We start from the raw sequence: 25,327 nt of genomic DNA on the forward strand, positions 1-25,327 counted from the left end.
GAGGGCTCAGCCCTTGACGCTGCCGGCGCTCAGACCGGACTGCCAGAAGCGCTGGAGTCCGAGGAAGGCGACGACGATGGGGATGATCGTGAGGAGCGAGCCCGTGATCACGAGGTTGTAGATCGGCTGCGCGCTGACGCCGGTGGCCTGCGCGTTCCACTGGTTGAGGCCGACGGTGAGCGGGTACCAGGTGGGGTCGCTCAGCATGATCAGCGGGAGGAAGTAGTTGTTCCAGGTCGCGACGACCGAGAACAGCAGCACGGTCACGATGCCGGGGGCGAGGAGGCGGATGGAGATGGTGAAGAAGGTGCGGAACTCGCCCGCCCCGTCCATCCGCGCCGCTTCGAGCAGCTCGGTGGGCACCGACTCCACCGCGTAGACCCACACCAGGTACAGGCCGAACGGGCTGATCAGCGAGGGGATGATGATCGCCCACGGGGTGTTGGTCAGGCCGAGCTGGCTGAACATGAGGAACGTCGGGACGGCGAGGGCCGTGCCGGGCACCGCGATCGCTCCGAGCACCACGGCGAAGACCGCCTTGCGGCCCGTGAAGCGGAACTTCGCGAGGCCGTAGCCGGCGAGCGTGGCCAGGAGCGTCGCTCCTCCGGCGCCGACGACGACGTAGAGCAGGGTGTTGCCGAGCCAGCGGAGGAAGATCCCGTCGCGGTAGCTGAGGGTGTCGGCGATGTTCTGGAAGAAGACGAAGTCGCCGTCGAACCAGAGGCCGAAGCTCGAGAGCAGGCCGGCCTGCGTCTTCGTCGCGTTGATGACCAGCCAGGCCAGCGGCACGAGGCTGTAGAGGATGAAGACCGACATCAGCAGGGTGAAGGCGATCGACTTCTTGGGCTGCACCGAGGAGCCGCGGCGGGCGGCCGGGCGCTTCGGGGCGCGGGCGGGCGTCCGGGGAGCGGTCGCGAGGGCCATCAGTTCTCCTTCCGCGCGCCGCGGAGCTGCACGACGTAGGCGATCACCGCGGTGATCACGCCCATGACGATGGCGACCGTGGCCGACGCGTTGTACTGCTGACCGGCGAAGGACAGGTTGTAGGCGTACATGTTCGGGGTGAAGTAGGTGGTGATGATGTTCGGCGCCAGCGTCCGGAGGATGTTCGGCTCGTTGAACAGCTGGAAGCTGCCGATGATCGAGAAGATCGTGGCGATGACGATCGCGCCGCGCAGGGCGGGAAGCTTGATCGAGCGGATGACGCGCATCGGGCCGGCGCCGTCGATCTCGGCCGCCTCGTAGAGCTCGCCGGGGATCGTCTTCAGCGCGGAGTAGAAGATGAGCATGTTGTAGCCCACGAACTCCCACGTGACGATGTTGCCGATCGAGGCGAGGATCCAGTCGCGCGAGAAGGGCTGGACGACGTCGGAGCCGAGCAGGTCGTTGACGTTCGCGGCCAGGCCGAAGTTGTCGCCGTAGATGAAGCCCCACATCAGCACCGCGACGACCGCGGGGACGGCGTAGGGGAGGAAGACCACGATGCGGAAGAAGCCGGTGCCGTGGAGGCGGCCGCTGTCGATCGCGAGGGCCGCGACGAGGGCCAGCACGAGCATCACGGGGACCTGCACGACGAGGAACAGCAGGACGCGGCCGAAGCCCTCCCAGAAGTTCGGGTCGGTGAAGATCGCGGTGTAGTTCGCGAAGCCGACGAAGGAGTTGCCGCCCACCAGCTGCTCGCGGAAGAGGCTGAGGTAGATCGAGTAGACGACCGGGGCGATGAAGACCAGGAGGAAGACGACGAGGAAGGGGGCGACGAACGCCAGGCCCTTCCACTCGCTCTTCGCCCGCGACTTCGGGGCCGCGAGGGGGGACGCCGGAGGGGCGACCTCGCTCAGCGGGACGGGGGGAGACGTCGTCGTCATGGGATTCCGTTCGGGGAGTAGTGCGGGCCCGTCATGTTCACGTCAACATGGCAGAGCGTCACCGTAGCATGTCCACGTCGCCACCCGCGACTGTTCCTGCGTCACGGTTCGGCGCACGATGCACCACGGCTGACGGGCGGCGCGCTATAAAGGGAAGCCCATGTCACTCGAGACCGACCGCCCGTCCCCGTCCACCCGGCCGCGACGCGGCGTCTCGATGGCCGACGTGGCCCGGCGCGCGAACGTCTCGGGCCAGACGGTCTCGCGGGTGTCGAACGGCAAGCAGAACGTCGACGGCGAGACGCGCAAGCGGGTCCTCGAGGCGATGCGGGCCCTCGGCTACCGGCCCAACAGCGCGGCGCGGGCCCTGCGGACGGGCCGCTTCCACAGCATCGGCGTGATCATGTTCACGCTGTCCTCGTTCGGCAACATGCGCACCCTCGACGCCATCGCGATCGCGGCCGCCGACGCGGGCTACTCGATCACCCTCATCCCCGTCTCCCACCCCACCCAGGGCGAGGTGTCGGTCGCGTTCCACCGGCTGAGCGAGGAGGCGGTCGACGGCGTCATCATCATCGTCGAGGCGCACCTGCTCGACGAGGCCGACATCGTCCTCCCACCGGACCTGCCCGTGGTGGTCGTCGACTCCGCCGGCGGCGAGAAGTACCCGGTGGTCGACACCGACCAGATGTCGGGCGCCCGCCAGGCCGTCGAGCACCTGCTCGGACTCGGCCACCGCACCGTGCACCACATCGCCGGCCCGGACCGCTCCTACTCCGCCGAGCGCCGCCACGAGGCGTGGGAGTCGACCCTGATCGAGCGCGGCGCCCCGGTGCCGGAGGTGCTGGTCGGCGACTGGTCCACCGACTCCGGCTACCGCCTCGGCAAGCGGCTCGCCGCCGATCCGGAGGTCACCGCGATCTTCGCCGCCAACGACCAGATGGCGCTCGGCGTGCTGCGCGCCCTGCACGAGGCCGGACGCGCCGTGCCCGGCGAGGTGAGCGTCGCGGGCTTCGACGACATGCAGGAGTCGGCGAGCTTCTGGCCGCCTCTCACGACGGTGCGCCAGTTCTTCGGGGACACGGGCCGCCGCTCGGTCGACATCCTCCTGCGCGAGCTCGAGTCGGGCGAGCGCACCGGCGTCTCGCTCGTGCCGACCCGCCTCATCGTCCGCGAGAGCACCGGCCCGGCCCCCGCCGCCTCCTGATGCTTCCGCGGAGCCGGCCCGCGGAGCCCGCCCGCCCTTCACGCTGATCGAGGAGCCGGCCCCGCCGGCGTACCGAGATCCCCTGCACCGGACCCCCTCTGCCGGGCCCGCGCCCCTCCCCGTGCCCGCTCGACCGCGGAGCTCGCGATACTGTGAGCCCTCTCACCCCGGACCTCCAAGGAGACGCACATGTCGGTCGGCCTGCTCGCGGTTGTCGATGACATCCTCACCGCCGCCCTGAAGGCGAGCGCCAAGACGGCGGGCGTCGTGATCGACGACGCCGCCGTCACCCCGCAGTACGTGCAGGGCCTCACGCCCGCGCGGGAGCTGCCGGTGGTCGGGCGGATCGCGCTGGGGAGCCTGTTCAACAAGTTCGTCATCATCATCCCGCTGGCGCTGCTGCTCTCGGCGTTCGCGCCGCAGGTGCTGCCGTACCTGCTGATCCTCGGCGGCGCGTTCCTCTGCTTCGAGGGGGCGGAGAAGGTGCTCGAGTGGTTCGGCGTCTCGCACGGCGGCCACGAGACGGAGGCGCGCGACGAGAAGAAGCTCGTCTTCGGCGCCATCCGCACCGACCTCATCCTGAGCACCGAGATCATGCTGATCGCGCTCGACGGCCTCGACCCCGACTTCGGGATCTGGCCCACGCTCGGCGCGCTCCTGGTCGTCGGGCTCGGGATGACCGTGCTCGTCTACGGCGCCGTCGCGCTGCTCGTGAAGATCGACGACGTGGGCCTGCGCCTGATGAAGAACGCGGCCCGCGGCGTGCGGCGCACCGGAGCGAGGATCGTCGCGTCGATGCCGGTCGTGTTCCGCGCGATCAGCATCATCGGCACGCTCGCCATGCTCTGGGTCGGCGGGCACCTCGTCGTCGCGAACCTCGCCGAGACGGTGTGGCACGGTCCGTACGACCTCGTGCACGTCGTCACCCACGCGGTCGAGGGCGCGGGCCCGGTCGTCGTGTGGCTGGCCGACACCTTCGTCTCGATGATCTTCGGCCTCGTGCTGGGTCTGGTCATCGCCGCCGTCGTGATGGGCGTCTCGCGCCTGCGCACCCGCGACGAGGCGGCCGCGGGGCACTGAGCGGCGTCTCGATACGCCGCGTGCCGCGGCCGCTCGACCGGCATAGAGGTGCGCGGTCGCTCCACCGGCGCGGAGGTGTGCGGCTGCCCGACCGGCACGGATCCACGCTGATCGAGTAGCCCGCGCCGCGGGCGTATCGGGATCCCACGACGCGCCGCCCGCGCCGCGCCGCTCCGACGGCGAACGACGGACCGCCCCCGTCCCCGGAGGGGCGGAGGCGGTCCGTGTCGGAGGGGGCGTCAGCAGCTGCGGGCCGCGTACGCTCCCGTCGCCACCGAGGTGACCTGCTTGCCGTCGACCGTGCCCGTCGCGGTGACGGTGGCCTGGCCGGCCGGCACCGAGGCCGCGCGCGTGGTGAACGCGGCGCTGCCGCTCGCGCCGGGCGCGACTCCGGTGACCTGCTTCGACCCGGAGGGCGTCGCGATGGTCATCGAGACCGGCACGCCGGACTCGTTCTTCGCCGCGACGGTGAGCGTCACCTTGCCGGCGATGCAGCGGGTGGTCGCCGTGACCGCGACCGCGAGGGCGGCGGGCGCCTTCAGGGTCACCGTCACCGTCGTGGTCGAGGTGACGGAGCCGTCGGCCGCGCGGACCGCGATGGTCGCGACTCCGCCGTTCGCCGTCGTCGGCTGGGTGATCCGCACGGTGGCCGCCGAGTCGGTCGCCACTGCTCCGATCACCGGCATCGCCGTGCCCTCGACGGTGACCGCGTAGGAGGTGCGGGCCGGGTCGAACCCGGCGATGCCGGCTCCTCCGACGCGCAGGGCGCCCAGGGTGGCGACCGCGGCGGGCGAGGCGACCGACTCGTAGAGCTTGGTCTCGGCCACGATCAGGTGCGTGTTGTCGTAGGCGTTCATCACGACGCGGAAGGCCTTGGCCGTGACAGGCGCGAACGACGCGACCAGGGTCGGAGCCGTTCCGCCGGCCGGCGACGCGAGGGCCACGGCCGACTCGTAGCCGGGGACCGCGGTCCAGGTCGTGCTGTCAGCGGCCTGGTACTGCAGCTGGTAGGTCTGCGCCCAGCTGGTGCCGCCGTCGGCCAGGAACTGCACCGACACCTTCTCGACCTGGTGGGTCGAGGGGAAGGTGTAGGTCAGCGAGCTCTGCGCGGCCTTGGTGCCGTTGGTCCAGTTCGACCAGCCCTTGTCGCCGTCCACGCCGTTGCGGGTGCGCTCCGGTCCGTAGCCCGACTCCGACGACGACGCGGTCGCGACGATGCCGGCGTCCGGGTTGAAGTTGCGGAGCGTGCCCGTGGTGACGAGCACCGTGAGCGTGGCGGGGAGCGTAGCGCCGTCGGCGGTCGCCGTTCCCGAGACCGTCACCTGCCCGGTCTGGGCGAGGGAGGCGGTGGTGAGCGGCGTCCAGTCCCAGACGACCGGCACCGGGAAGGTGCTGGCCGAGGCGCCCACGCGGGCGGGGACCGTCGTCGGGGCCGAGGCCTTCACTCCGGCGACCGAGGCGCCCGCGGCGGCCGTGACCGACACGGGGTCGGTCGCGGTCAGTCCGCCGACGTCGACGAGCGCGGTGACCGTGATCGTCTGGCCGTAGAGGTCGGTCGCGGTGCCGGGCACCTCGACGCGCCCGGTCGCGCCGTACGCCGAGTCGGCGGGGCGCTGCCAGGTGACGGCGAGCGGTGCGCCGGCTCCCCAGGAGTACTGCGGGGTGATGCTCGCGGGCAGGGTCGGAGCGACGCCCGCGGTGGTGCGGACGGCGATCGTCTGGCCGGCGGTCGGGGCGAGGTCGCGGAGGGACCACGACTGGTTCGCTCCGCCGTTGGAGGTGTAGACGCCGACCGACGCGTTGTCGGCGCTGGAGCCGCCGTTCACGTCGAGCGACTGGGCGATGGACTCGTTGACGAGCGAGAAGTTCACGCCGTCGGTGGTGTTGACGATCCAGCGGGTCGCGGCGGTCGTCTTCGCCGCGTCGACGGACAGCGAGCGCAGGTCGGTGCCGGCGGTCGTGGCTCCGAGCACGCGTCCGTCGCCGTTGACGAGGACGACGCGGCGGGTGGCCTCGCGCTCGCCGGCGGCGACCTCGCGGACCGTCCAGGTCTGCTTGGCGGCCGCGGCGGAGTCGGTGGCGAGGCCGGTGATCGTGGTCGCGGCGCCCGAGGGGTTGCCGGTCAGGGCCTTGCCGCTCTGGGTGCCGACCAGCTGGTAGCGGTGGCCGTCGCGCAGGGCGGGGGCGGAGTCGGCGACTCCCGAGACTCCGTCGATCGAGAAGCTCGTGACCGACTTGGCGGGCACGGTGATCGTGGCGGTGCGCGAGATGCGGTCGACGCTCACCGGCGTCTTGGCGACCAGGGCGTTGCTCGTGGGAGCGGCGGCCGAGGAGGCCTTCGTGGTGACGTACGGGGTGACCGTCGCGGTGTCGGTGATGGTGCCGAAGCGGGAGAGGTCGAGCACGACGGTCTTCTCGGTCGCGGTGCTGTTGGTGTGCACGACGGTCGCGCCCGAGCCGTCGCCGCGGACGGCGGCGGTGGAGGAGCTGTCGTTGGAGGGCATCAGGTGGTCGCCCTCGTGGATGAACTTGGTGAAGTTCCGGATGGTGTTGAACTTCGAGTTCGTCTCGACGCCGCAGACCGGGGCCTTGGTGGAGTCGCCACCGGCGTCGGCGACGCGTCGGGCCGACTTCCAGACCTCGGTCCCGTTCTCCTGGTACGGCTTGCAGTCCAGGTCGATGTAGACGGAGCCCCAGTTGAGGTTCTCGCCCTTGGGCTTGGGCTGCTGCATGTTGTAGTAGTCCTCGACGGGCTGCCAGAGCACCCACGCCTTCGGCTCGAGCTCGCGCAGGTCGTCGTTGATGCGGCCGGCGATGCCGAGGCCGTTCTCCATGTTGGTGGGGTCGAAGCCGGTGACCCAGTTGCCCTCGATCTCGCTCATCCACAGGTCGGTGTCGGCCTGCTTCGCGAGGTCGCGGACCTTGAGGCGGCCCGAGGTGCCGTAGGTGTGGACGTTCATCCGGTCGACCTCGGCGCGGATCGCGGCGGAGTAGGCGGCCCAGTTCGTCGCGAAGATGTCGGGGTTGGTCTCGTCCATCGCGGCGATGCCGGCGTCGGTGGTCGAGGCGTCCAGTGCGCCAGCGACGTCGGGGATCAGACCCGCTTGGCGCGTCGGTCCGACGTGCATTCCCTCCTGGCGTCCGCCGGTCGGGACGCCGTTGGAGAGCTGCGTGCCCCAGTAGTTCGTGTTCGGCTCGTTGAAGGGGTCGAGCGTGTCGAACTCGATGCCGTACTCGTCCTCCATGTGCTCGGTGACCTTCACGAGGTACTTCGCGAACTGCTCCTCGGCGGCGGGCTTCAGCTGCTCGCTGTTCGCGTCGAAGCCGCCCGAGACGTAGCCGCTCTCGGTCATGAAGTACGGGGCGGAGTTGGAGAACGCCTCCCAGTGCGAGATCTGCTTCTCCTCGGCCAGCCTCTCGACCCACCAGCGCTGCGTCTCGTCGGCGGTCCAGTCGTAGGAGGCGGGGTCGTCCGCGTTCCACTTGGCCAGGAGCGCGTCGCGGTCGGCGAGCTTCGTGGAGGTGCCGCCGTAGGTCGACGCGTCGCCGGCCGGGTTCTGCTTCCACCAGCCCTCGACGGCACCGCCCGGGCGGAGGTAGTCCTTCACGTCGGAGGCGTTGCCGCCGCCGATGTTGTAGCGGGCGATGTTGAGGTCGAGGCCGCTGTCGCCGAAGACCTTCTGGTAGAGGTCCTCGCGGAGGGCCTCGGGATAGCCGCCGGTCGCGTTCGCGAACCAGACGAGGCTGGTGCCCCAGCCCTCGAACGCCTCACCGGCGGCGGCAGGGTTCGGCGTGATGCGGAACGCGTCCGCGGCCTGAGCGGGGGCCGCTGCGGCGGGGATCGCCAGCAGTGCTCCTGTGGCCAGGGCGGCGCTCGTGGCGAGCGCGGCGACCCTTCTGAAGGACATCGACATTGATGCGGTCTCTCTTTCGCCATCGAAATGCGGGCATGTTCACGTGAACGCGCCCTGACGGCCGACTGTACATGTTCACGTCAACAATCGGAAGGTGCTCAGGGGCGGGCGAGGCCCGCAGGGTCGAGGAGCCGGGAGTCGTCGCAGTCGACGCCGAGTGCGACGACTCTTGGAGGGTCGTGGGCATGCGGAGGCGTGCGGCCGCGCGCCACGCCACCGCCGCGCTCAGACGCGGTGCGTCGTCTCCGGGAAGGCCTCGGGCTCGCACTGGATGGTCGCGTGGTCGATGCCGTGGCGCTCGCGGAGGACGGCGAGCACCCGCGAGAGCGCGGTGCGGTAGTCGGCGTCGGGGGCGACGACCACGTGGCCGGTGGCGCTCTCCATGCCCGAGGTGATCGTCCACACGTGCAGGTCGTGCAGCGCCAGCACGCCGGGGACGGCGCAGACGTCGCGCTCGAGTGCCGCGAGGTCGACGTGCGCGGGCGCCGACTCCATGAGGATCCCCAGCGCCTGCCGCGTGAGCGACCAGGTGCGGGGAAGGATCAGCAGCCCGATCAGCACGCCGACGATCGGATCCGCCCACGCCCAGCCGGTGGTGAGCAGCACGATCGCCGCGACGATCACGCCGATCGATCCGAGTGCGTCGCCGAGCACCTCGAGGGACGCTCCGCGGAGGGTGATGCTCTCCTTCGCCCCGGCCGACAGCAGGCGCAGGCTCACGAGGTTGACCGCCAGGCCCACGACGGCGGTGATCAGGAGGGGGCCGCCGGGCACCGCGGGCGGCTCGGCGAAGCGGCGGACGGCCTCGACGATCACGAACGCGGCGACCGCGAACAGGAGCAGGCCGTTGGCGAGGGCGGCCAGCACTTCGAGGCGGTAGGAGCCGTAGGTGCGGCCCTTCGCGGCGGGGCGGGCGGCGAGCGAGATCGCGGCGATCGACATCCCGAGCGCCAGCACATCGGTGCCCATGTGCGCGGCGTCCGAGAGCAGCGCGAGCGAGCCCGTCGCGACTCCGACCGCGAACTCGACGACCATGAACGCCGCGGTCAGCACGAAGGCGGTCACGAGCGGACGCCGGTGCCGTGCGGCGGCGGAGCCGATTGGAACGCCGTGAGAGTGGCCCATCGGCTCCTCCGATCCCCTGTTCGTATAAACAGTCTTGCATGCGTCCGGAGGCGAGCGCGAGGGCCCTCAGCCGACCAGCGGGTCCAGCGCCTCGCCGAGGTAGGGCGCCAGGGTCCGGGCGTACGACTCGGTGAGGTGCCCGAGGTCGCGGTACACCTTCACTCCGCCGATCACGAGGGGGCAGCCGCGGTCGTCGCAGAACCAGCGGGTGAGGTCGACGGCGGCGGCGCCCGGCCAGCCCTCGGCGGCGGCGGCCATCAGCTCGCGGTCGGCGAAGGCCTCGTCGAGCGGCACGCTGCAGTCGGCCGCGGAGCCCGGCTCCTCGGCGCAGGCCAGCAGGGAGAGCGAGGGCAGCACCGGATTGTCGCGGATCGCGACCACCGTGGATCCGCGGGCGATCAGCGGCGCCCACGACTCGTGGAACCCGTCGATGCCGGCCTGCTCGTCGGGGGTGCCGGACGCGTCGACGAACACGGACTTCTTCGCGGAGTAGGCGGTGACGACGAGCGCATACGGCTCCTGGCCGGCGAGCTCCTCCTGCAGCTTCTCGTTCCAGACGTCGCAGGAGCGGCGGGAGGAGGCGGAGTCGTCGCGCCGCTCCGCGGTCGAGAAGACGCAGCCCGTCTTGTAGTAGGTGTGCAGGTCCCAGCCGCGCTCCTCCGCGACGCCGCGCAGCGCCGGGAAGAAGGACGCCGCATGCGAGTTGCCGATGAGCAGCACACGGAGGCCGGCGGGATCGCCGAAGCGGCACTCCTTGAGCGCGGTGCCGGAGTTGCCCGTGCTGCACTCGTCGGTGTTCAGCGCGGAGCCGTCCTCCGAGGCGTCGACGGCGGGCAGGCTCGTGGTCCAGGAGTCGGGGCAGGCGTTCGCGAGCGCCGCGGCTCCGACGCAGCCCTCGGTCGAGACGGGGAGGGCGTGCGCGCGGGTGAGGTCGGCGGCGATCGCGGCGTTCGTGCCGGTGAGGCCCGTCGCTCCGACCAGGGCGGCGACGGCCAGCAGGGCCGCCGGGGCGAGCGCGCGGAGGCGGTGCGGGCGCTCGGCGGGGGCGCGGCGGTGGAGGGGGTCCTCGAGCACGTGCTTCGAGGCGGCGGCCAGGAGGATCGCGGCGGCGATGACGCCCAGGCCCGCCGGAGCGGTCGGGTCCTCGCCGGTGCTCTCCCGCCAGAAGACCAGGATCGGCCAGTGCCAGAGGTAGATCCCGTAGCTCAGGCCGCCCAGCCACACGAGCGGGCGCAGGGCCAGCAGCCGGCCGACTCCGCGCTCCGGGGCGGGGCCGGTCCCGGCGACGAGCACGAGCACCGCCGAGAGGGTCGGCCAGAGCGCGGCGGTGCCGGGGAACGCGCTTGAGACGTGGAGCGCGAATCCGCAGGAGACGACTCCGATCAGCCCCAGCCACCCGGCGACCGTCCGCAGGGCCGCCGGGATCGCCAGTCCCGGGAGCACGAGGGCCGCGAGCGAGCCGAGTCCGAACTCCCACGAGCGGGCGAGGGTGCTGTAGTACGCGGTCGGCTGGTCGATCCCGACCAGCACGACCGAGAACGCGAACGAGAGGACGGTGAGCGCCGCGACGAGCGCCAGCAGGAACCGCGGCAGCTGCGCGCGGCGCCGCAGCAGCACGGCGGCGAGGGTCGCGACGAGCACCAGGGCGAGCCAGACCAGGTAGAACTGCCCCTGCACCGACATCGCCCAGAAGTTCTGCACCGGCGAGTGGAAGTCGTCCTGCGCGAGGTAGTCCACTCCGGCCCGCGCGAGCGCGACGTTCTCGACGTAGAAGGTCGAGGCGAGCACCTCGGTGAAGGTCTGCAGCAGCTGCGAGGGGCGCAGGAGGAGTGGAGCGAGCGCCGCGACGACGACCAGCACCACCGCGGCCGCCGGGAAGAGCCGCGAGGCGAGCCTCCGGAGGAAGGCGATCGGACGCACGCGCCCGAACCGGCGGATCTGGCCGAGGAGGGTGAGGGTAGTGAGGAACCCGGCGATCACGAAGAAGACGTCGACGCCTCCGGAGACGCGGCCCAGCCAGATGTGGAACGTCGCGACCAGGAGGGACGCGACGGCGCGCAGTCCCTCGATCTCGGGCCGGTAGCCGGACGCATCGGCCTTGCGCACCAGCGCGGACCGGCCGGAGGGGGCGGTGCGGGCGGAGTGGCGGGGCAACAGGATCCTTTTGTGACGGTCGGAGGGCGGTGGGGCGGGCGCCGTCGAGCGTCGGTGTCCAGGATCGCGCTCTCCCGCCCCTAGGGGAACCGTGACCGGGGTGCTGTCCACCTGGTTGGGGGCTGCGGAGGCGAGGTGCGCGACAGGTGTCCGCTTACTCGGCTGTTCCGGGCCTTCTAAGTGCATCGAGAACTCGGAGGTCGCCGTTCTCGCGCGCGACCACGGCGACTCCTGCGGAGTCGCCGGCGGGCGGGACCGAGGGTGGATCGAAGGCGGGTGGCGCGGATCGACTGGCGCGGATGGACGGGCTTAGGTGAGGTAAGGCTATGCTTACCCGGGCTCCGCGCCGAGACGCGGGTGCCCCCCGCCGACGGACCGGGCCGACGAGCCCTGCCTGCGAACCGGACCCATGAACCGGGCCCATGAACCGGGCCCATGAACCGGGCCGACGACCGACGCCCACGAACCACGGGAGATCCATGTCCACGCACCGACGGCGCCCCGCCGCCCTCGCCCTCGCCGCCCTGACCCTGCTCGCCCTCACCGGCTGCGGCGCCTCCGAGCAGATCGAGCCCGAGAGCACGGCCGCCGCGGGGGAGGGCACGACTTCGTACCCGCTCATGCTGGACAACTGCGGCGCCGCGACCACCGTCACCGCCCCTCCGCAGCGGGTCGTCTCCCTCGACCAGAACTCGACCGAGATCCTGCTGTCCCTCGGCCTCGAGGACCGGATGGTCGGCACGGCCTCCTGGACCGACCCCGTGCTCGAGACCCTCGCCTCCGCGAACGAGAGCGTGCCGCGCCTGGCCGACAACGCGCCCACCTACGAGGTGCTGCTCGGTGCCGACCCGGACTTCGTCACCGCCTCCTTCGGCCGCCACTACGCCCCCGAGGGCGTCGCCTCGCGCGACCGCCTCGCCGAGACGGGGATCGGCTCCTACCTCGCCCCCTCCGACTGCGACAACGGAGCGAGCGTCAACGGCGGGAGCGGCACGCGCACCGTCCCGCTGACCGTCGACGTCCTCTACCAGGAGATCCACGAGCTGGCCGAGGTCTTCGACGTGCAGCAGCGCGGCGACGCCCTGGTCGCGCAGCTGCAGGAGCGCGCCGCCGCCGCCACCGAGGGGGTCGACCTCGGCGGCCGGAGCGTCGCCTTCTGGTTCGCCGACACCAAGACGCCCTACATGGCCGGCGGCTACAACTTCGCCTCGATGCTCGGCACCACGACCGGCATGACCAACGTCTTCGCCGACCGCACGGAGGACTGGCCCGCCGTGGGCTGGGAGAGCGTCGTCGCGGCCGACCCGGACGTCCTGGTCCTCGGCGACCTGCAGCGCGACCGCTTCCCCGGCGACCGCCTCGACGACAAGACCGCGTTCCTCCGCTCCGACCCGCTGACCAGCAGCCTGCCCGCGGTGCAGGACGGCCGCTTCATCGCGCTCCACGGCGCCGAGATGAACCCGTCGATCCGCTTCGTCGACGGGCTCGAGAAGATCCGCGCCTGGTGGGACGAGAACGGGGCCTCGCTCTGAGCACGCACACGGGCACGGGCACGGGCACGGGCACGGTCCTCGTCCGCCGGGTGCCGCGCGGTCTGGCCGCCGCGGCGCTGGTCGTCGGCGGGCTGCTCGCGCTGGCGCTCTCGGTCGGCGTCGCGGTGACGCTCGGCCCGGCCGACGTCTCGCTCGTGAACGTCCGCGACATCCTCCTCAACCACCTCGGGCTCGCCTCCGTCCCGGTGCGCCCGGCCGAGGACGCGATCGTCTGGCAGGAGCGCCTCCCGCGCGCACTCGTGGCCGCGGCTTGCGGGGCGGGGCTCGGCGTGTGCGGAGTGATCCTGCAGTCGCTGCTGCGGAATCCGCTCGCCGACCCGTTCGTGCTGGGCGTCTCCTCCGGAGCTTCGACGGGCGCGGTGCTCGTCGGCGTGCTCGGGGTCGGCGGAGGAGTGGTCGGGCTCTCCGGAGGCGCCTTCGTCGGCGCGCTGGTCGCCTTCGGCTTCGTGCTGCTGCTCACGCGGTTCTCGGCGGGCGGCACCTCCGGCGTGATCCTGGCGGGGGTGGCGAGCACGCAGCTGTTCTCGGCGCTGACCTCGCTGATCGTGTTCGCGCTCGCCGACTCGGACGAGACGCGCGGCGTGATGTTCTGGCTGCTCGGCTCCCTCGAGGGCATGCGCTGGGACGACGTGGCGCTGAGCGGAGGAGTCGTGCTGCTCGGCTCCGTGGTCTGCCTCGCCGCGGCGCGCACGCTCGACGCGTTCGCCTTCGGGGAGGACGTGGCCGCGTCGCTCGGCGTGCACGTGGGCCGCACCCGCCTCCTCCTGCTGGTGGTGACGGCCCTGCTGACGGCGACCCTGGTGAGCATCGCCGGCGCGATCGGCTTCGTGGGGCTGGTGCTGCCGCACGCCGCGCGACTCGTGTTCGGCCAGCGGCACTCGCGGGTGATCCCCGCGACGATCCTGCTCGGCGCGGTGTTCCTGGTGTGGGTCGACGCCGGATCGCGGGTGGCGTTCGCGCCGACTCCGCTGCCGGTGGGGGTCGGCACGGCACTCGTCGGCGTGCCGGTGTTCATGCTGCTGCTCCTGCGGCGGAGGGGCCGCTCGTGACGCTCGAGGCCGACCGGGTCTCGTGGCGCCGGGGCGGCCGCCTGGTGGTCGACGGGGTCTCGCTCCGCCCCGCTCCCGGCTCGACAGTGGGACTGCTCGGGCCCAACGGCTCGGGCAAGTCGTCGCTGCTGCGGCTGCTGCAGGGCACCGCGGCTCCGGACGCCGGCGTCGTCACCCTCGACGGCGCGCCGCTCCGCTCGCTCCGCCGCCGCGAGGTCGCCCGGGCCGTGGCCACGGTGACGCAGCAGGCCGAGACGGAGGCGGACCTCCCCGTCCGCGACGTCGTCCGGCTGGGGCGGACACCGCACCGCTCCCTTCTGGGCGGAGACACGGCCGAGGACCTGCGCGCGATCGAGCGCGCCCTCGAGCAGGTGGGTCTCGAGGCGAAGGCCGACCACCTCTGGCACACCCTCTCGGGCGGCGAGCGGCAGCGCGCGCACATCGCCCGGGCGCTGGCGCAGGAGCCGCGCGAGCTGCTGCTGGACGAGCCGACCAACCACCTCGACATCCGCCATCAGCTGGAGCTGCTGGCCCTGGTGCGGGCGCTGCCGGTGACCACGGTCGTCGCGCTGCACGACCTCAACCTCGCGGCCCTGTTCTGCGACGCGCTGCTGGTGCTGCGCGAGGGGCGCGTGGTCGCGGGCGGCACCCCGGAGGAGGTGCTCACTCCGGCGCTGATCGCGGACGTCTACGGGGTGCGCGCCCGCGTGATCGTCGACGCCGGACGGCCGCACGTGCTGTTCGACTCCTGATTCCGCTGCCGCATCCTGACCCCACTGCCAGACAAACGTCGATCAGTCAACGGCCTCGTCCACTTCCAGCAGCGCGTTCTACCGTCGATGAACCGGCTTCGAGACCTCACAGGAGAGGTCCCCCTCGCGCTGGGCGAGGTGCTCTCCTGACGGAGGGCGATGGACGTGCCGGTGACGACGAGGGGAGTCGAGAGATGTCCAGAGACGACGTGGCACCGGGGCGGTTCGCGCGGTTCGTGAAGTGGGTCAACAAGGCCGACGGCTGGGAGCCGCAGTACCTGCGCGGGCGGGTCGTGGCCAAGAAGGACGGCGAGTGGATCGTCGCGGTCGACGGCGAGGAGCGCCGGATCGTGAAGAAGGAGTGGAGCGTCTACCGCTGACCCTCGGGGAGGACTCGTGATGCTGCCCGACCGGCGCACTCCCGAGATCAGAGAGGCGCGTCCCGGAGTCTTCGTGCTCGAGCTGCGCCGCACCCGCCGCCGGCCCGCCGAGGAGCTGGGCGTCCTGATCCGCGCGGGCACGACCTGGACGGTGCTGGGGCCCGAGGGCGTGCTCTCCGACGTGCCGAGCTTCCACGACGCCGTGGCAGCCCTGCGCGAGTAGCGAGGCACCACCGAGGTACCCGCGGCCCCGCTGAGTCGCCCGAGACGGTCGCCCGCTCCGGCGTGTCGACGACCGTCTCGGGCGCCTCGGCGCTGACGCGGAAGGGGACGGCGCGGCGGTGGTGCCGCCGAGGCGTGGGCCCGCCGCGCCTACAGCTGGCGGCCCGGCCGCTGCAGGCCCACGACGGTGACGGTGAGGGTCGCGGAGGTGCTCTGCGCGGCGGACGGCGCGGACTCCGAGAGGCGCACGGTCAGGCGGAGGTGGTCGGTCGCTCCGACGGAGAGGGCGGGGGAGCCGGGCAGGTCGAGGCGGGAGGCGGCGGGGCGGTCGGCCGACACGGTGGTGACGGTGCCGGGGCAGGTGGCGGCGTCGGCCGACCAGGACAGCGAGCAGCGCTCGATCGCGAGCTGCAGGCCGTCCGAGAGGTCGGTGCCGGTGGCCGTCTGCAGTTGGAGGGCCGACATCGGCAGGGTCCCGGCGTTCGTCAGGTCGAGGAGGCGCCGGGCCGTGCCACCGGGGACGAGGCCCGCGACGGGGACCGGCACGGTCGTCGCTCCGGTGCCGGTGAACGTCGCGATGACGGTGCCGGAGGCGACCCGCGCGCTCACGGAGCCCCGGTCCAGGAGCACGGCGGTGGCGGTGGCGGCGGCGCCGAGGACGAGCGCGCCGGCGACGAGTCCCGCCAGGCCGGCGCGGGAGACCACGCGGCGGCGGACCTCGGGGGAGTGGCGCGGGGCTCCGCGGTCGCGGGAGGACGGCCGGGCGCTGTGCCGCCCGTGCTCAGCGGGCGGACGCAGGGGCTCTGGGGGCGGCGTGCCGTCCGACGAGCGGTGCGCGCCGCTCATGGGGCGACCTCCGCGGGGCGGCGCCAGATGGCGATCAGGAGCGCGCCCACGATGACCGCGCCGCCCGCGGCGAAGAGCGCGAACCGCGCCTCCGGGTGGGCGAGGCCGATGCTCGGCCAGCCCAGCAGCGGCACCACCGAGCTCTCGCGCCAGATCCGCTCGTCCGCGATCGTCACGATCCACGGGTCGGCCGACTCGTTGTTGTCGCCCTTGGTGGTGAGCGCCAGCTGGCCGGGCTCGCGGCCGCGGAGGGCCGCAGCCTCCTCCTCGGAGTAGACGAGGGTGACGCGGTGGATGACGCGGCGGCCCGGATCGTCCGGGTCGGTGAAGACGATCACGTCGCCGGCGCGGATCGCGGCCTGGTCGACGGGCAGGGTGACGGCGAGGGAGCCGACGGGCATCCCGGGCGCCATCGAGTTCGACAGCACCGGCACGAGCCGCACGAGACCGAGCGCGGAGAGGACGAAGACGGCGATGCCGGCGACGGCCACGATCGTGACCAGTCCGCCGAGGAGAGCGCGGAGGGCCTTCACGCCTGCTCCCTCCGGTGACGACGGCGCGCCGCCGCGGCGAGCAGGACGCCCGAGCCGAGGGCGAGCATCCCGCCCAGGAGCGCGGCGCCCAGGTCGCGGCCGGTGACGGCCAGCCCGCCGCCCGCCGCTCCGGGGAAGGAGCCGGGGCCGGGCGTCGCGGAGGGATCCTCCTCCGTCGTGCCCACGAGCACCCGCAGCGACGCCGCCGCGAGCTCGGTCCCGTTGCCGGCCGACTCCGGGAACAGGACGCGGACGCGCACGCCCACGGTGGCCCCGCGCTCGAGCGGACGGACACCGTCGAGCCGGCCGAGCGTCGCCGCGGGTCCGGATCCGAGCGGCATCGCGTCCTCCGGGCAGAGGTAGCGCTCGACCGTGCGCTCCCCGTCGACGACCTCGGCGACCGTGAACGCCGAGTCGCAGAGCTCGACGGACAGCTGGAGGCCGTCGCGCGGGTCCTGCGCCAGCGTCCCTCCGTCGACCGCGAAGGCCACGGAGACCCCCTGCGGCGACAGGCCGGTGCTGGTCACCTCGACCGCCCACTCGGCGCGGTCGCCCGGAGCGAGGTCGGTGAGGGATCCGGGCGCCGAGAGCTCGCGCACGTCGAGCACGCCGACGGGCTCGGCGCTCGCCGCGGGCGCGAGGAGCACCGCCGCGAGGACGGCGACGAGCGCACGGGCGTGGGGCATGGGGACGACTCCGGGAGGAAAGGGGGATGCCTCCGCCCCGCGCCGGTGGCGGCCGGGCAGGACGGAGGCGGTGGGGGACGGTCTACTTCTGGATGCCGGCGCGCTGGATCGCGGCGGCCGTGAAGGTGACCGTGGCGGAGGCGTTCTCGTACGCGTTGTCGGCCGCGGTCGGCAGGACGAGCTCGATCAGCGTGTTCAGCGTCACGTCACCGGCGTCCGAGGGGAAGGTCCCGGTCGTGGTGGGGGTGATGCCGAAGTTCGCCGGGGTGAAGTTCGCCGCGTTGGCGACTCCGCCGATGGTCGAGAGCTTGCCGGTGCCGGTGACGGTCTGCGTGCCCGCGCAGGTGTAGGGGCCGGCCTCCGCGGGAGCGGCGGCGGGGACCCAGGCGGTGGAGCAGGTCAGCAGGCGGTAGTCGAGGCCGTTCGTGCCGGTGACGAGGGACGCGCCCTGGCGGCCCGGGTCGGTGGCGTCCGTGCCGACGACGTCGTTGGTGACGTCCTGGTAGAAGCGCACCGACGAGACGAGGTCCCCGTCGTTGGTCGCGTTCGGCAGCACGAGGCTGATCGGGCGCTGGACGGTGTCGCCGGGCGCGATGTTCGCGACCGTGAACGCTCCGGTCACCGAGATGTCGGTCTGGCCGGCGTCGACGTTGCCGACGGCGGTCCCGGAGTCGGTGAACACGGCGAAGGCGCCGGCGCCGGCGAGGGCTCCCGCGGCGAGGAGGACGCCGCCGGTGAGGGCGATCTTCTTCCAGGGGCTGCGACGACGGGTGGGTGCTGTGGTGGTCATGGCGACCGTTCCTTTCTGGTGGGTGGTGCCCGGTGCGGGCGTGGTCTCCCTCACGAGGACACGTGCAGGACGAGAGGGGTGTCGGCGGGGAGGCATCAGCAGCCTCCGGCGGTGGTGACGGCCGGCTGGGCGACGGCGGTCGAGGCGGCGGACGCGACTCCGAGCCAGCGCTGCAGGTCCGGGCGGACCCGCCACTGGTAGCTGCGGCCCTCACCGACCCGGTCGTCGGTGAAGCTCGTCGCGGAGGCGGCGGGTGCCGCGATCACGGTCCAGGGGCCGGGCGTCGTCCCCGCGAGGCGGCGCTCGAGGGTCCAGCCGGTCGCTCCGGCGGCGGCCGACCAGCTCACGAGGGTGCTCGGCCGACCGGCCGTGCAGCTCGCGACGGGCGTGGCGACCACGGAGGAGCTGGTCCAGGCGCCGAGCCCGACCGCTCCGCTCGTGCTGCCGGTGCCGGAGAAGCCGCGCCGGACGAGGGGAGCGGGATCGACCCACACCGTGATCGTGCCGCCCGCCGTGAGCGCGCCGTCCGTGACCGTGTACGCGATCGTCGCGCTCCCGGTCCAGCCGTCGGTCGCGGGCGTGTAGGTGCACGTGGATCCGGAGCAGGAGAAGGTGCCGCGCAGCCCGGCCGGGACGCTCGTGCCGGCCAGGGCGAGGGTCGTGCCCGGGTCCTCGTCGGTGTCGTTCGCGAGCGGAGCGACGGTGACGGCGGGGCCGCCGGTGGTCGCGACCACGCGGTCGGGTCGGGCGACCGGCGCGCGGTTCAGCGCGGTGACGGTGACCGTGACCCGCACGTTCCAGGTGCCGTACTGGCCCGAGAGGGAGTAGTCGAAGACGTCGGTGCCGACGAAGGCGGCGATCGGGCGGTAGGTGCACTGGCCGCGGGTCGCTCCGCTCGCGACGCAGGAGACGGACCCCTGCACGGGAGTGGCGGGGGCGGGGGTCGCCGCGCCTCCGATCGCCTTCGGGGTCGCCGAGAGCTGCGCGCGCGAGAAGGTCGCTCCGGTCGCGGCGGGCCCGTCGTTCGCGAGCACGTCGATCACGACCGATCCGCCCTGCACGACCGTCGCGGCGTCGGCCGCCGGATCGGGGATCACCGAGATGCTCACCGAGGCCGTGCGGGTGAAGGCCCCGCCGGTCGGGCCGGTCGCCGTCGCCGTGGCGGTGTTGGCGATCGTGCCGGCGGTGACGTCGGCGGCGGTGGTCGTGTAGGCGGCGGTCGCGGTGACGACCTGGCCGGGCAGCAGTCGTCCGGAAGTGCCCGGCCAGGAGTAGGTGAGAGCGGAGAGCCCGCTCTTGGGGTCGCTGATCGCGACCGCGGTGAGGGTGGTGGTGCCGGTGTTGGTCGCGCGGAAGGTGTAGGTCACCACGGTGCCGGCGGCGCTGATGAAGGCGGGGTTCGCGGTCTTGGTGAGCGCGAGGTCGTTCGTGCGGGTGATCGTCACCGTCCGCGAGGCGGTGGCCGTGACGGCGGCGCCCGTCGGAGGGGTGCCGGTCGCGGTGGCGGTGTTGAGGACCTGGCCCGCGTCGACGTCGGCCTGCGTGAGCGTGTACGAGGCGGTCGCCGTGACCGACTGGCCGATCTCGAGGCGCCCGGCGGTCCCCGGCCACGAGTAGGCGAGCGCGGAGAGACCGCTCTTGGGGTCGGTGACCGCGACGGCGCTCAGCCCGGTGTTGCCGGTGTTGGTGGCGGTGAAGCTGTAGGAGACGGTCGAGCCCACGGCGGCGCCGGTCGGGATCGTGCCGTTCTTCGTCAGCGAGATCGAGGGCGCGTAGCGGATCGGCGTGGTGGCCGTGGAGGTCGCGGTGACCGTCACGGGCGAGGCGGCCAGCGTGCGCCCGCTGACCGTGGCGGTGTTGGTGACGACCGTGCCCTTGTCGATGTCGGTCTGCAGCACCGTGTACGGCGCCGAGGTGAAGGTCGCGCTCGCTCCGGGTGCGAGCTGAGTCGAGGCGGGCGTGATGCCGGAGACCTTCGGGTCCGTGACCGCGACGTTCTGCAGAGTGACGGTGCCGGAGTTGAGGGCGAGGAAGGAGTAGCGGATCTGCTCGCCCGCGTCGGCCTGGGCGTTGCCGTTCGTGTCGGTGAGCAGGGCGGTCTTGGTGAGGGTCAGAGCGGGAGCCGGGGTGGCGATGGGGGCGGTGACGGTGGCGGTCCTGCTCGTGACGGGGGTCGTCGTCACGACGTTCGAGATCGTCTCCGTCTTCGTCGCTGCAGCGGTCGCCGTGTTGACGAACGAGCCGGCCACCGCTTCGGCGGCCGTGACCGTATGGGATCCCGTGCAGATGGTGGAGGCGAGCGGGAGCAGGGTCGTCGTCGGACAGGAGATGCTCGCGGCCTTCGGGTCCGTGACGACGATCCCGGTGAGCGTGCCCCGGATAGATCCGTTCGTGACGACGAACTGGTAGGGGATGACGGATCCCTCGGCGTAGGCGACGGGCTGCGTGGTGGTGCGGTCGATCTGCTTGACCAGAGTGATGTCGTCGAGAGTGTTGATGGACGAGACGGAGACGTTGCGGACGAGGTGGGTGTCGTTCGATCCACCGGTGGACGCCGTGAAGCCGAGCTTGTAGGTCGAGGGCGCTGCGGTCGGCATCGTGAACTGCATCAGCTGATCGAGCTGCCCGGCGGGCAGACCCGCTGTCCCTCCCCAGTAGACCGTGACGACGGGAGTGGCGGCAGCCGAGACCATGATCCGTATCGTGCGCCCGTAGGACGCGGGCGGAGCGCCCGTCGATGTCGTGGCCGTCGTGCGGACCGACGTCAGCAGGGGAGGCGAGGCCGACTGGAGGAAGCAGTATCCGCTCTTGGCCTGCCCGGGTCCGCGCGCCACGATCTTGTTCGCCGTGAGGAGCGCCGACCCGGAGTTCGAGGGGCAGTCGGAGCCGAGGCCGAGGGTAGGCGCGGCGGGGGGCCTGGCCGAGAAGTTCCCGAAGGCGTCGATTCCGATCCCGAGGTAGCCGCCGTTCACCCCGTCGACGGTCGCCGACTGGCCGTAGCCGAGCGATCCGCCCGGAGCTCCCGCCGCGGTGAGGGACCTCGAGCCGTCGGTGAGGAAGAAGCCGATGCCGTCGGCCCCGGTCAGCGAGCTTCCGTACTGGTACTGGTCGAACTGGACGTCGATGCCGCCCGCGGCAGGAATGGGCCGGTTGAAGACCGCGCCGCCCTTGGCGTCGTTGCGGGCATCGGTGAGCTGGAGGAAGCCCGGACTCGTCGCGGCGACGGGGGCTTGAGTCCGGTTGGCGCAGACGCCGAGGTTCGAGGACCCGGCCGGGGGTGCGGTCGTCGCCCGGGTGATGCAGCCCCCGTCGAGCGCCTGCCAGGCCGAGTCCGCGACGCTGGTGCCGCCGAAGCCCTCCTGGAGCAGGACCGTGGCCGCCGCAGCTCTCGTCGCCGGCAGAACCACGAGGACGGCGGCGAGCAGGAGCAGGACGAGGCCGAGGGCGATCGAGCGGTCGTGGCTCGGCCGGGCATGCGCGTTCGACACGGATCGACCTCCCCCCGGGGCGCCTCGCCGGGCCTTCCGGATGGAGCGGGATCACGATAGGTCGCGGCTCGGAGGCGCCCTGTCCCCCTGAGACGGGACGTGGGCGGCGGACGACGGGCCCCCGATCCGGTGGGCACGCAGAAGGGGGAGAGCGAGCGCTGAACCAGCGCTCAGGTGGTGTCCAGAAAACGCGACCTATCCGGGGGTCCCCCGCGAGAGTGTTGACGTGCGCACGGCCCTCGCGCCGGGCTCAGGGCGGCCTGGATCCGTGCCGGCCCCGCGGGACCCCGGAGTTCCGCCACCGACACGATGCGGTTCCGCTCCCCTGGCGGGCATCTCCGGAGCAGTGGCGCGAGATAGCGCTCTCACCAGGACCTTCTCCGGATCGCTCCGCTGCTCGACGCCAGGTGGGAGCGCCGCCGCGGGTGTCCCTGAAGTGGGTCTGGTGGTCGCGCGGCGGACGCGGGAGGATGCATTCGCGCCTGCCCGCCCGCACGGTCCCCCGAAGGACCGCACCGCGCCCCCTCCACGGTGGTCCGATCCGGACCGCAGCACCCCCCCTCACACCTTCCGGTCAGGCTCCGCCGACCGAGCAGCCCTCTCCACGTCGGGATCCCATGTCCTCTCCTGCGCGCCACAGCCGCCGTCTCGTCCTCACCGGAGCCGCCCTCGGCGTCGGATCCGCCTTCGCCTACGCGATGACCGCGTCCGCGGCGCCCGACTACAGCGTGATCCCGCCGCTGCCCAACGAGCTCGGGCGCAGCGACACGGCGATCTCGCGCGTGGGGAAGAAGCCGTACCAGATCATCGACGTGATGATCGGCACCGACCGCGCGCGGCTCTTCGTTCCGCACACCGCGGTCCCCTCGCAGCGGATCGGCCGGGTCGTCTACTGGTACTACCACGCCAACGGGAGCACCTACGCGGCCCTGTCCGGCGCCTACCAGTACAGCGCCGACCAGGCCGTCGACAAGGGCGTCATCTCGATCTGCCCGAACTACGGCGGCAGCATCTACACGAACAAGCGGGCCGTCGCCATGCAGGTGGACGCGGTCGCCTGGTTCCAGAAGACGTGGCGGATCGGGGCGAGCTTCCTCCGCTCGAACTCCGGCGGTGGCGCACTGCTCTGCTGGGCGTACGGCAACAAGCTGGTCCCCGAGATCCGCGGCGCGTACCACGCGGCCGGCGTCTACGACATGGCCGACATGGCCCGCCGCGATCCGGGGCGCGTCCTGCCGGACTACGACAACGACCCCTCGACGATCCCGGCGACCGACCCCGCGCTGCTGCCGCAGGCCTCGTGGGCGGGGGCGCGGATCCGCACGACCGGCTCGACCGAGGACGTCCTCGTCCCCATCGCCGTGCACGGAGGGGCGTGGGTCGCGCTCGCGAAGCCCGTCGCGAAGGAGGCGGTGGTCCTCTACACGCCGACCGAGGGCGCTCCGAACGGCCACAACGTGCCGAGCCTGACGAACAAGGACATGCTCGACACGTTCGACCGCTGGCTCGCGGAGCAGCCGGTCGTTCCGCTGCCCGACGAGCCCGCCTCGTCGATCCCGGGCGAGGGCACGTACCAGAACTCCTCGCCGCTCATCACGACGGCGGGCACCTGGAGCACGATCTCCTCCTCCGCCGACAGCGGTGGGAGCATCAGCTACTCCAGCTCGGCCGGAGCGTCCGCGAGCTTCCGCTTCTCGGGCACGGGCGTCAGCTGGGTGAGCCGGATGACGGCGACCTCCGGCATCAACGAGGTGCTGCTCGACGGCGTCCTTGTCGCCACCGTCGACCGCTACAGCCCCACGACCCGCTCGGGTCAGACGGTCTGGACGAGCGGGCCGATCGCCGCCGGCACCCACACGGTCACGATCCGCCGCGGGACGACGCGCAACCCGGCGTCCACCGGATCCACGCTGATCCTCGACGCCTTCGTCGTGACCGCGGGGACCGTCTCCACGTCGACGCCCACCCCCACCGCGACGGCGTCTCCGACCAGCACGCCGACGCCCACCGACACGCCCACTCCGACCGAGACCCCGACGGCCACGTCCACGCCCACCCCGACCTCGACGCTGCCGGCGGCGGGGACGTACCAGAACGGAGCCGCCGTCATCGCGACGGTCGGCACCTGGGCGACGCTCTCGAGCACCGCCGACAGCGGCGGCAGCATCTCGTACTCCAGCACCTCCACGGCCTCGGCGACCCTCCGCTTCCGGGGCACGAAGGTCAGCTGGGTGAGCCGGATCACCCCGACCTCGGGCATCAACGAGGTCCTGATCGACGGCGTGCTCGTCGCCTCCGTCGACCGCTACAGCGCCACGAACCGCTCGGCCCGCACCGTGTTCACCAGCAGCACCCTCAGCGCCGGCGAGCACACCATCACCATCCGCCGCGGCAGCAAGCGCAACGCCGCCTCCACGGGCAACTCGCTGATCCTGGACGCCTTCGTCGTCGTGTGAGCCGCTCGGGCACCCGAGCCGCCCGCGTGATTCCGGACAGAGGACGCGGGCGGGCTCGGGTGGTCGGGTGGTCGGGTGTCCGGGGGTCCTTGGAGGGGCACTTGTCTTTGAGGCGCTCGCTCGGCGCCCACTGCGCTGAGTCGCCCGGGAATGCAGTTGTTTCAGCGTTCTCGGGACCAACTCGGGCACCTCAGCGGGCTTCGCGCGAGGAGGCCCGTGCGAGCATGCGGGGATGAGAACGCTGATCCTCGGAGGCACGGGCTGGCTCGGCGGGCATGTCGCGGCGGAGGCGCTGCGGCGCGGCCACGACGTGACCTGCCTCGTGCGCGGGACGGCCGTGCCCGCGGGGGCGTCCCTCGTCCGGGCCGACCGCGACCGCGACGACGCCCTCGACGCCGTGGCTGCGGCGTCGTGGGACGCGGTGATCGACGTCTCCTCGACCCCGCAGCACGTCCGCCGATCCGTCCGCGACCTGCGCTGCAGCGCCTACGTCCTCGTCTCGACCACGAGCGTCTACGCCGAGAACGCGGTCGTCGGTGCGGACGAGGACGCCGAGCTGCTCGCTCCCTCCGACGACCCCGCCTCGTACGGCGCCGCGAAGGCCGCCTGCGAGCGGGCCGTGCTGGCCGGATCCGCGCCGCCCCTGATCGCGCGCGCCGGCCTGATCGGCGGCCCCGGCGACCCCACGAGCCGCTCCTCCTACTGGCCCTGGCGCTTCAGCGCGCGGTCCGGCCCCGTGCTGGTGCCGGATGCGCCCGAGCTGCCGACGTCCGTGGTCGACGTGCGGGACCTCGCCGCCTGGCTGGTGGCGTCCGCCGAGGCGCGGGTGGAGGGCGTGATGAACGTCTGCGGGACCCCCGTGCCGTTCGGCGAGCACCTCGCCGCGGCGCGGAGCGGATCGTCCGCCGAGCCGGTCGCCGTGCCGGAGGAGTGGCTGCTCGAGCGCGGCGTCGGCCAGTGGGCGGGCCCCGGCTCGCTCCCGCTGTGGATCGCGGACCCCGACTGGCGCGGCATGAACGCCCGCTCGACGGCACGGGCGGAGGCCGCGGGCTTCGAGCGCCGCGAACTCGCCGAGACGCTGCGGGACGCGGCGGCCGCGCACATGCCGGGACGCGGCGCCGGACTGGGGGAGGAGCGGCTCGTGGGGTCGCCGGGGCCGCCGATCAGGCCGGCGCGCGCGATCAGGGGCGGCGCGGATCCGGCCAGCACGGCCCGCTCGCAGGCGGC

General features: G+C 72.7%; 19 protein-coding genes. 9 read left to right on the forward strand and 10 right to left on the reverse strand.

Features of this window, described 5'->3' with window-relative positions; all coding sequences use genetic code 11:
* Positions 1 to 6: 6 nt before the first annotated feature.
* Entirely contained in the window at positions 7 to 816 is an 810-nt protein-coding gene (locus C5C54_RS14000) for a carbohydrate ABC transporter permease (RefSeq protein WP_258062773.1), read from the reverse strand.
* Positions 817 to 923: 107 nt separating this feature from the next.
* Positions 924 to 1,865, reverse strand: a complete 942-nt coding sequence (locus tag C5C54_RS14005; protein WP_104226355.1) for a carbohydrate ABC transporter permease — start codon at positions 1,863 to 1,865, stop codon at positions 924 to 926.
* 160 nt (positions 1,866 to 2,025) lie between these two features.
* On the opposite strand from C5C54_RS14005, the gene C5C54_RS14010 reads away from it, so the two are divergent.
* The gene (locus C5C54_RS14010; RefSeq protein ID WP_258063339.1) at positions 2,026 to 3,072 is read left to right on the forward strand and encodes a LacI family DNA-binding transcriptional regulator; all 1,047 of its coding nucleotides are present in this window, start codon (positions 2,026 to 2,028) and stop codon (positions 3,070 to 3,072) included.
* Between the two features lie 189 nt (positions 3,073 to 3,261).
* Positions 3,262 to 4,152 (forward strand): DUF808 domain-containing protein, encoded by an 891-nt coding sequence (locus C5C54_RS14015; RefSeq protein ID WP_104223404.1) that lies wholly within the window; start codon positions 3,262 to 3,264, stop codon positions 4,150 to 4,152.
* Positions 4,153 to 4,391: 239 nt separating this feature from the next.
* On the opposite strand, the gene C5C54_RS14020 is transcribed toward C5C54_RS14015, so the two are convergent.
* The 3 genes from C5C54_RS14020 to C5C54_RS14030 form a co-directional block, all read right to left on the reverse strand.
* Entirely contained in the window at positions 4,392 to 8,060 is a 3,669-nt protein-coding gene (locus C5C54_RS14020; protein WP_181127901.1) for a glycoside hydrolase, read from the reverse strand.
* Between the two features lie 231 nt (positions 8,061 to 8,291).
* Positions 8,292 to 9,191, reverse strand: a complete 900-nt coding sequence (locus C5C54_RS14025; protein WP_104260826.1) for a cation diffusion facilitator family transporter — start codon at positions 9,189 to 9,191, stop codon at positions 8,292 to 8,294.
* A gap of 66 nt (positions 9,192 to 9,257) precedes the next feature.
* Positions 9,258 to 11,345: an acyltransferase family protein gene (locus C5C54_RS14030; RefSeq protein ID WP_181127902.1), complete on the reverse strand. Its 2,088-nt coding sequence runs from the start codon at positions 11,343 to 11,345 to the stop codon at positions 9,258 to 9,260.
* Between the two features lie 479 nt (positions 11,346 to 11,824).
* On the opposite strand from C5C54_RS14030, the gene C5C54_RS14035 reads away from it, so the two are divergent.
* The 5 genes from C5C54_RS14035 to C5C54_RS14055 all read left to right on the forward strand — a co-directional run bounded on the left by C5C54_RS14035 (position 11,825) and on the right by C5C54_RS14055 (position 15,302).
* Complete coding sequence (locus tag C5C54_RS14035; RefSeq protein ID WP_104288614.1) at positions 11,825 to 12,877, forward strand: ABC transporter substrate-binding protein; 1,053 nt, start codon at positions 11,825 to 11,827, stop codon at positions 12,875 to 12,877.
* Positions 12,850 to 13,947 carry a FecCD family ABC transporter permease gene (locus C5C54_RS14040; protein WP_374953289.1) on the forward strand — a complete coding sequence of 366 codons (1,098 nt, stop codon included), beginning with the start codon at positions 12,850 to 12,852 and terminating at the stop codon, positions 13,945 to 13,947. The genes C5C54_RS14035 and C5C54_RS14040 overlap by 28 nt, the downstream gene beginning before the upstream one ends.
* Positions 13,944 to 14,699: an ABC transporter ATP-binding protein gene (locus C5C54_RS14045; protein ID WP_104226361.1), complete on the forward strand. Its 756-nt coding sequence runs from the start codon at positions 13,944 to 13,946 to the stop codon at positions 14,697 to 14,699. Before C5C54_RS14040 ends, C5C54_RS14045 begins: the two co-directional genes overlap by 4 nt.
* Positions 14,700 to 14,893: 194 nt before the next feature.
* The gene (locus tag C5C54_RS14050; RefSeq protein ID WP_104223398.1) at positions 14,894 to 15,079 is read left to right on the forward strand and encodes a hypothetical protein; all 186 of its coding nucleotides are present in this window, start codon (positions 14,894 to 14,896) and stop codon (positions 15,077 to 15,079) included.
* 19 nt (positions 15,080 to 15,098) lie between these two features.
* Entirely contained in the window at positions 15,099 to 15,302 is a 204-nt protein-coding gene (locus C5C54_RS14055; protein WP_104226362.1) for a hypothetical protein, read from the forward strand.
* A 149-nt stretch (positions 15,303 to 15,451) separates the two neighbouring features.
* Here the strand turns inward: C5C54_RS14055 and C5C54_RS14060 are convergent, their stop codons facing one another.
* From C5C54_RS14060 to C5C54_RS14080, 5 genes are all read right to left on the reverse strand, one after another.
* A complete protein-coding gene (locus C5C54_RS14060; protein ID WP_104308468.1) occupies positions 15,452 to 16,147 on the reverse strand; it encodes a peptidase in 696 nt (231 codons plus the stop codon).
* Positions 16,144 to 16,680 (reverse strand): signal peptidase I, encoded by a 537-nt coding sequence (locus tag C5C54_RS14065; RefSeq protein ID WP_104223395.1) that lies wholly within the window; start codon positions 16,678 to 16,680, stop codon positions 16,144 to 16,146. The genes C5C54_RS14060 and C5C54_RS14065 overlap by 4 nt, the downstream gene beginning before the upstream one ends.
* Positions 16,677 to 17,366, reverse strand: a complete 690-nt coding sequence (locus C5C54_RS14070; protein ID WP_104288616.1) for a sortase — start codon at positions 17,364 to 17,366, stop codon at positions 16,677 to 16,679. The genes C5C54_RS14065 and C5C54_RS14070 overlap by 4 nt, the downstream gene beginning before the upstream one ends.
* An 82-nt stretch (positions 17,367 to 17,448) precedes the next feature.
* Positions 17,449 to 18,156: a TasA family protein gene (locus tag C5C54_RS14075; protein ID WP_104288617.1), complete on the reverse strand. Its 708-nt coding sequence runs from the start codon at positions 18,154 to 18,156 to the stop codon at positions 17,449 to 17,451.
* Positions 18,157 to 18,251: 95 nt separating this feature from the next.
* Complete coding sequence (locus C5C54_RS14080) at positions 18,252 to 21,644, reverse strand: Ig-like domain-containing protein (RefSeq protein WP_104288618.1); 3,393 nt, start codon at positions 21,642 to 21,644, stop codon at positions 18,252 to 18,254.
* A 617-nt stretch (positions 21,645 to 22,261) separates the two neighbouring features.
* On the opposite strand from C5C54_RS14080, the gene C5C54_RS18030 reads away from it, so the two are divergent.
* Together C5C54_RS18030 and C5C54_RS14090 are read left to right on the forward strand one after the other, a co-directional pair.
* On the forward strand, positions 22,262 to 24,100 hold the full coding sequence (locus C5C54_RS18030; protein WP_181027253.1) for a hypothetical protein: 1,839 nt from the start codon (positions 22,262 to 22,264) through the stop codon (positions 24,098 to 24,100).
* Positions 24,101 to 24,332: 232 nt separating this feature from the next.
* On the forward strand, positions 24,333 to 25,327 hold a 995-nt coding region (locus C5C54_RS14090; protein ID WP_104288619.1), incomplete at its 3' end, for an NAD-dependent epimerase/dehydratase family protein.

The organism is Rathayibacter sp. AY1F2, assembly GCF_002930885.1.
In the GTDB taxonomy this organism is placed as follows: Bacteria; Actinomycetota; Actinomycetes; order Actinomycetales; family Microbacteriaceae; genus Rathayibacter.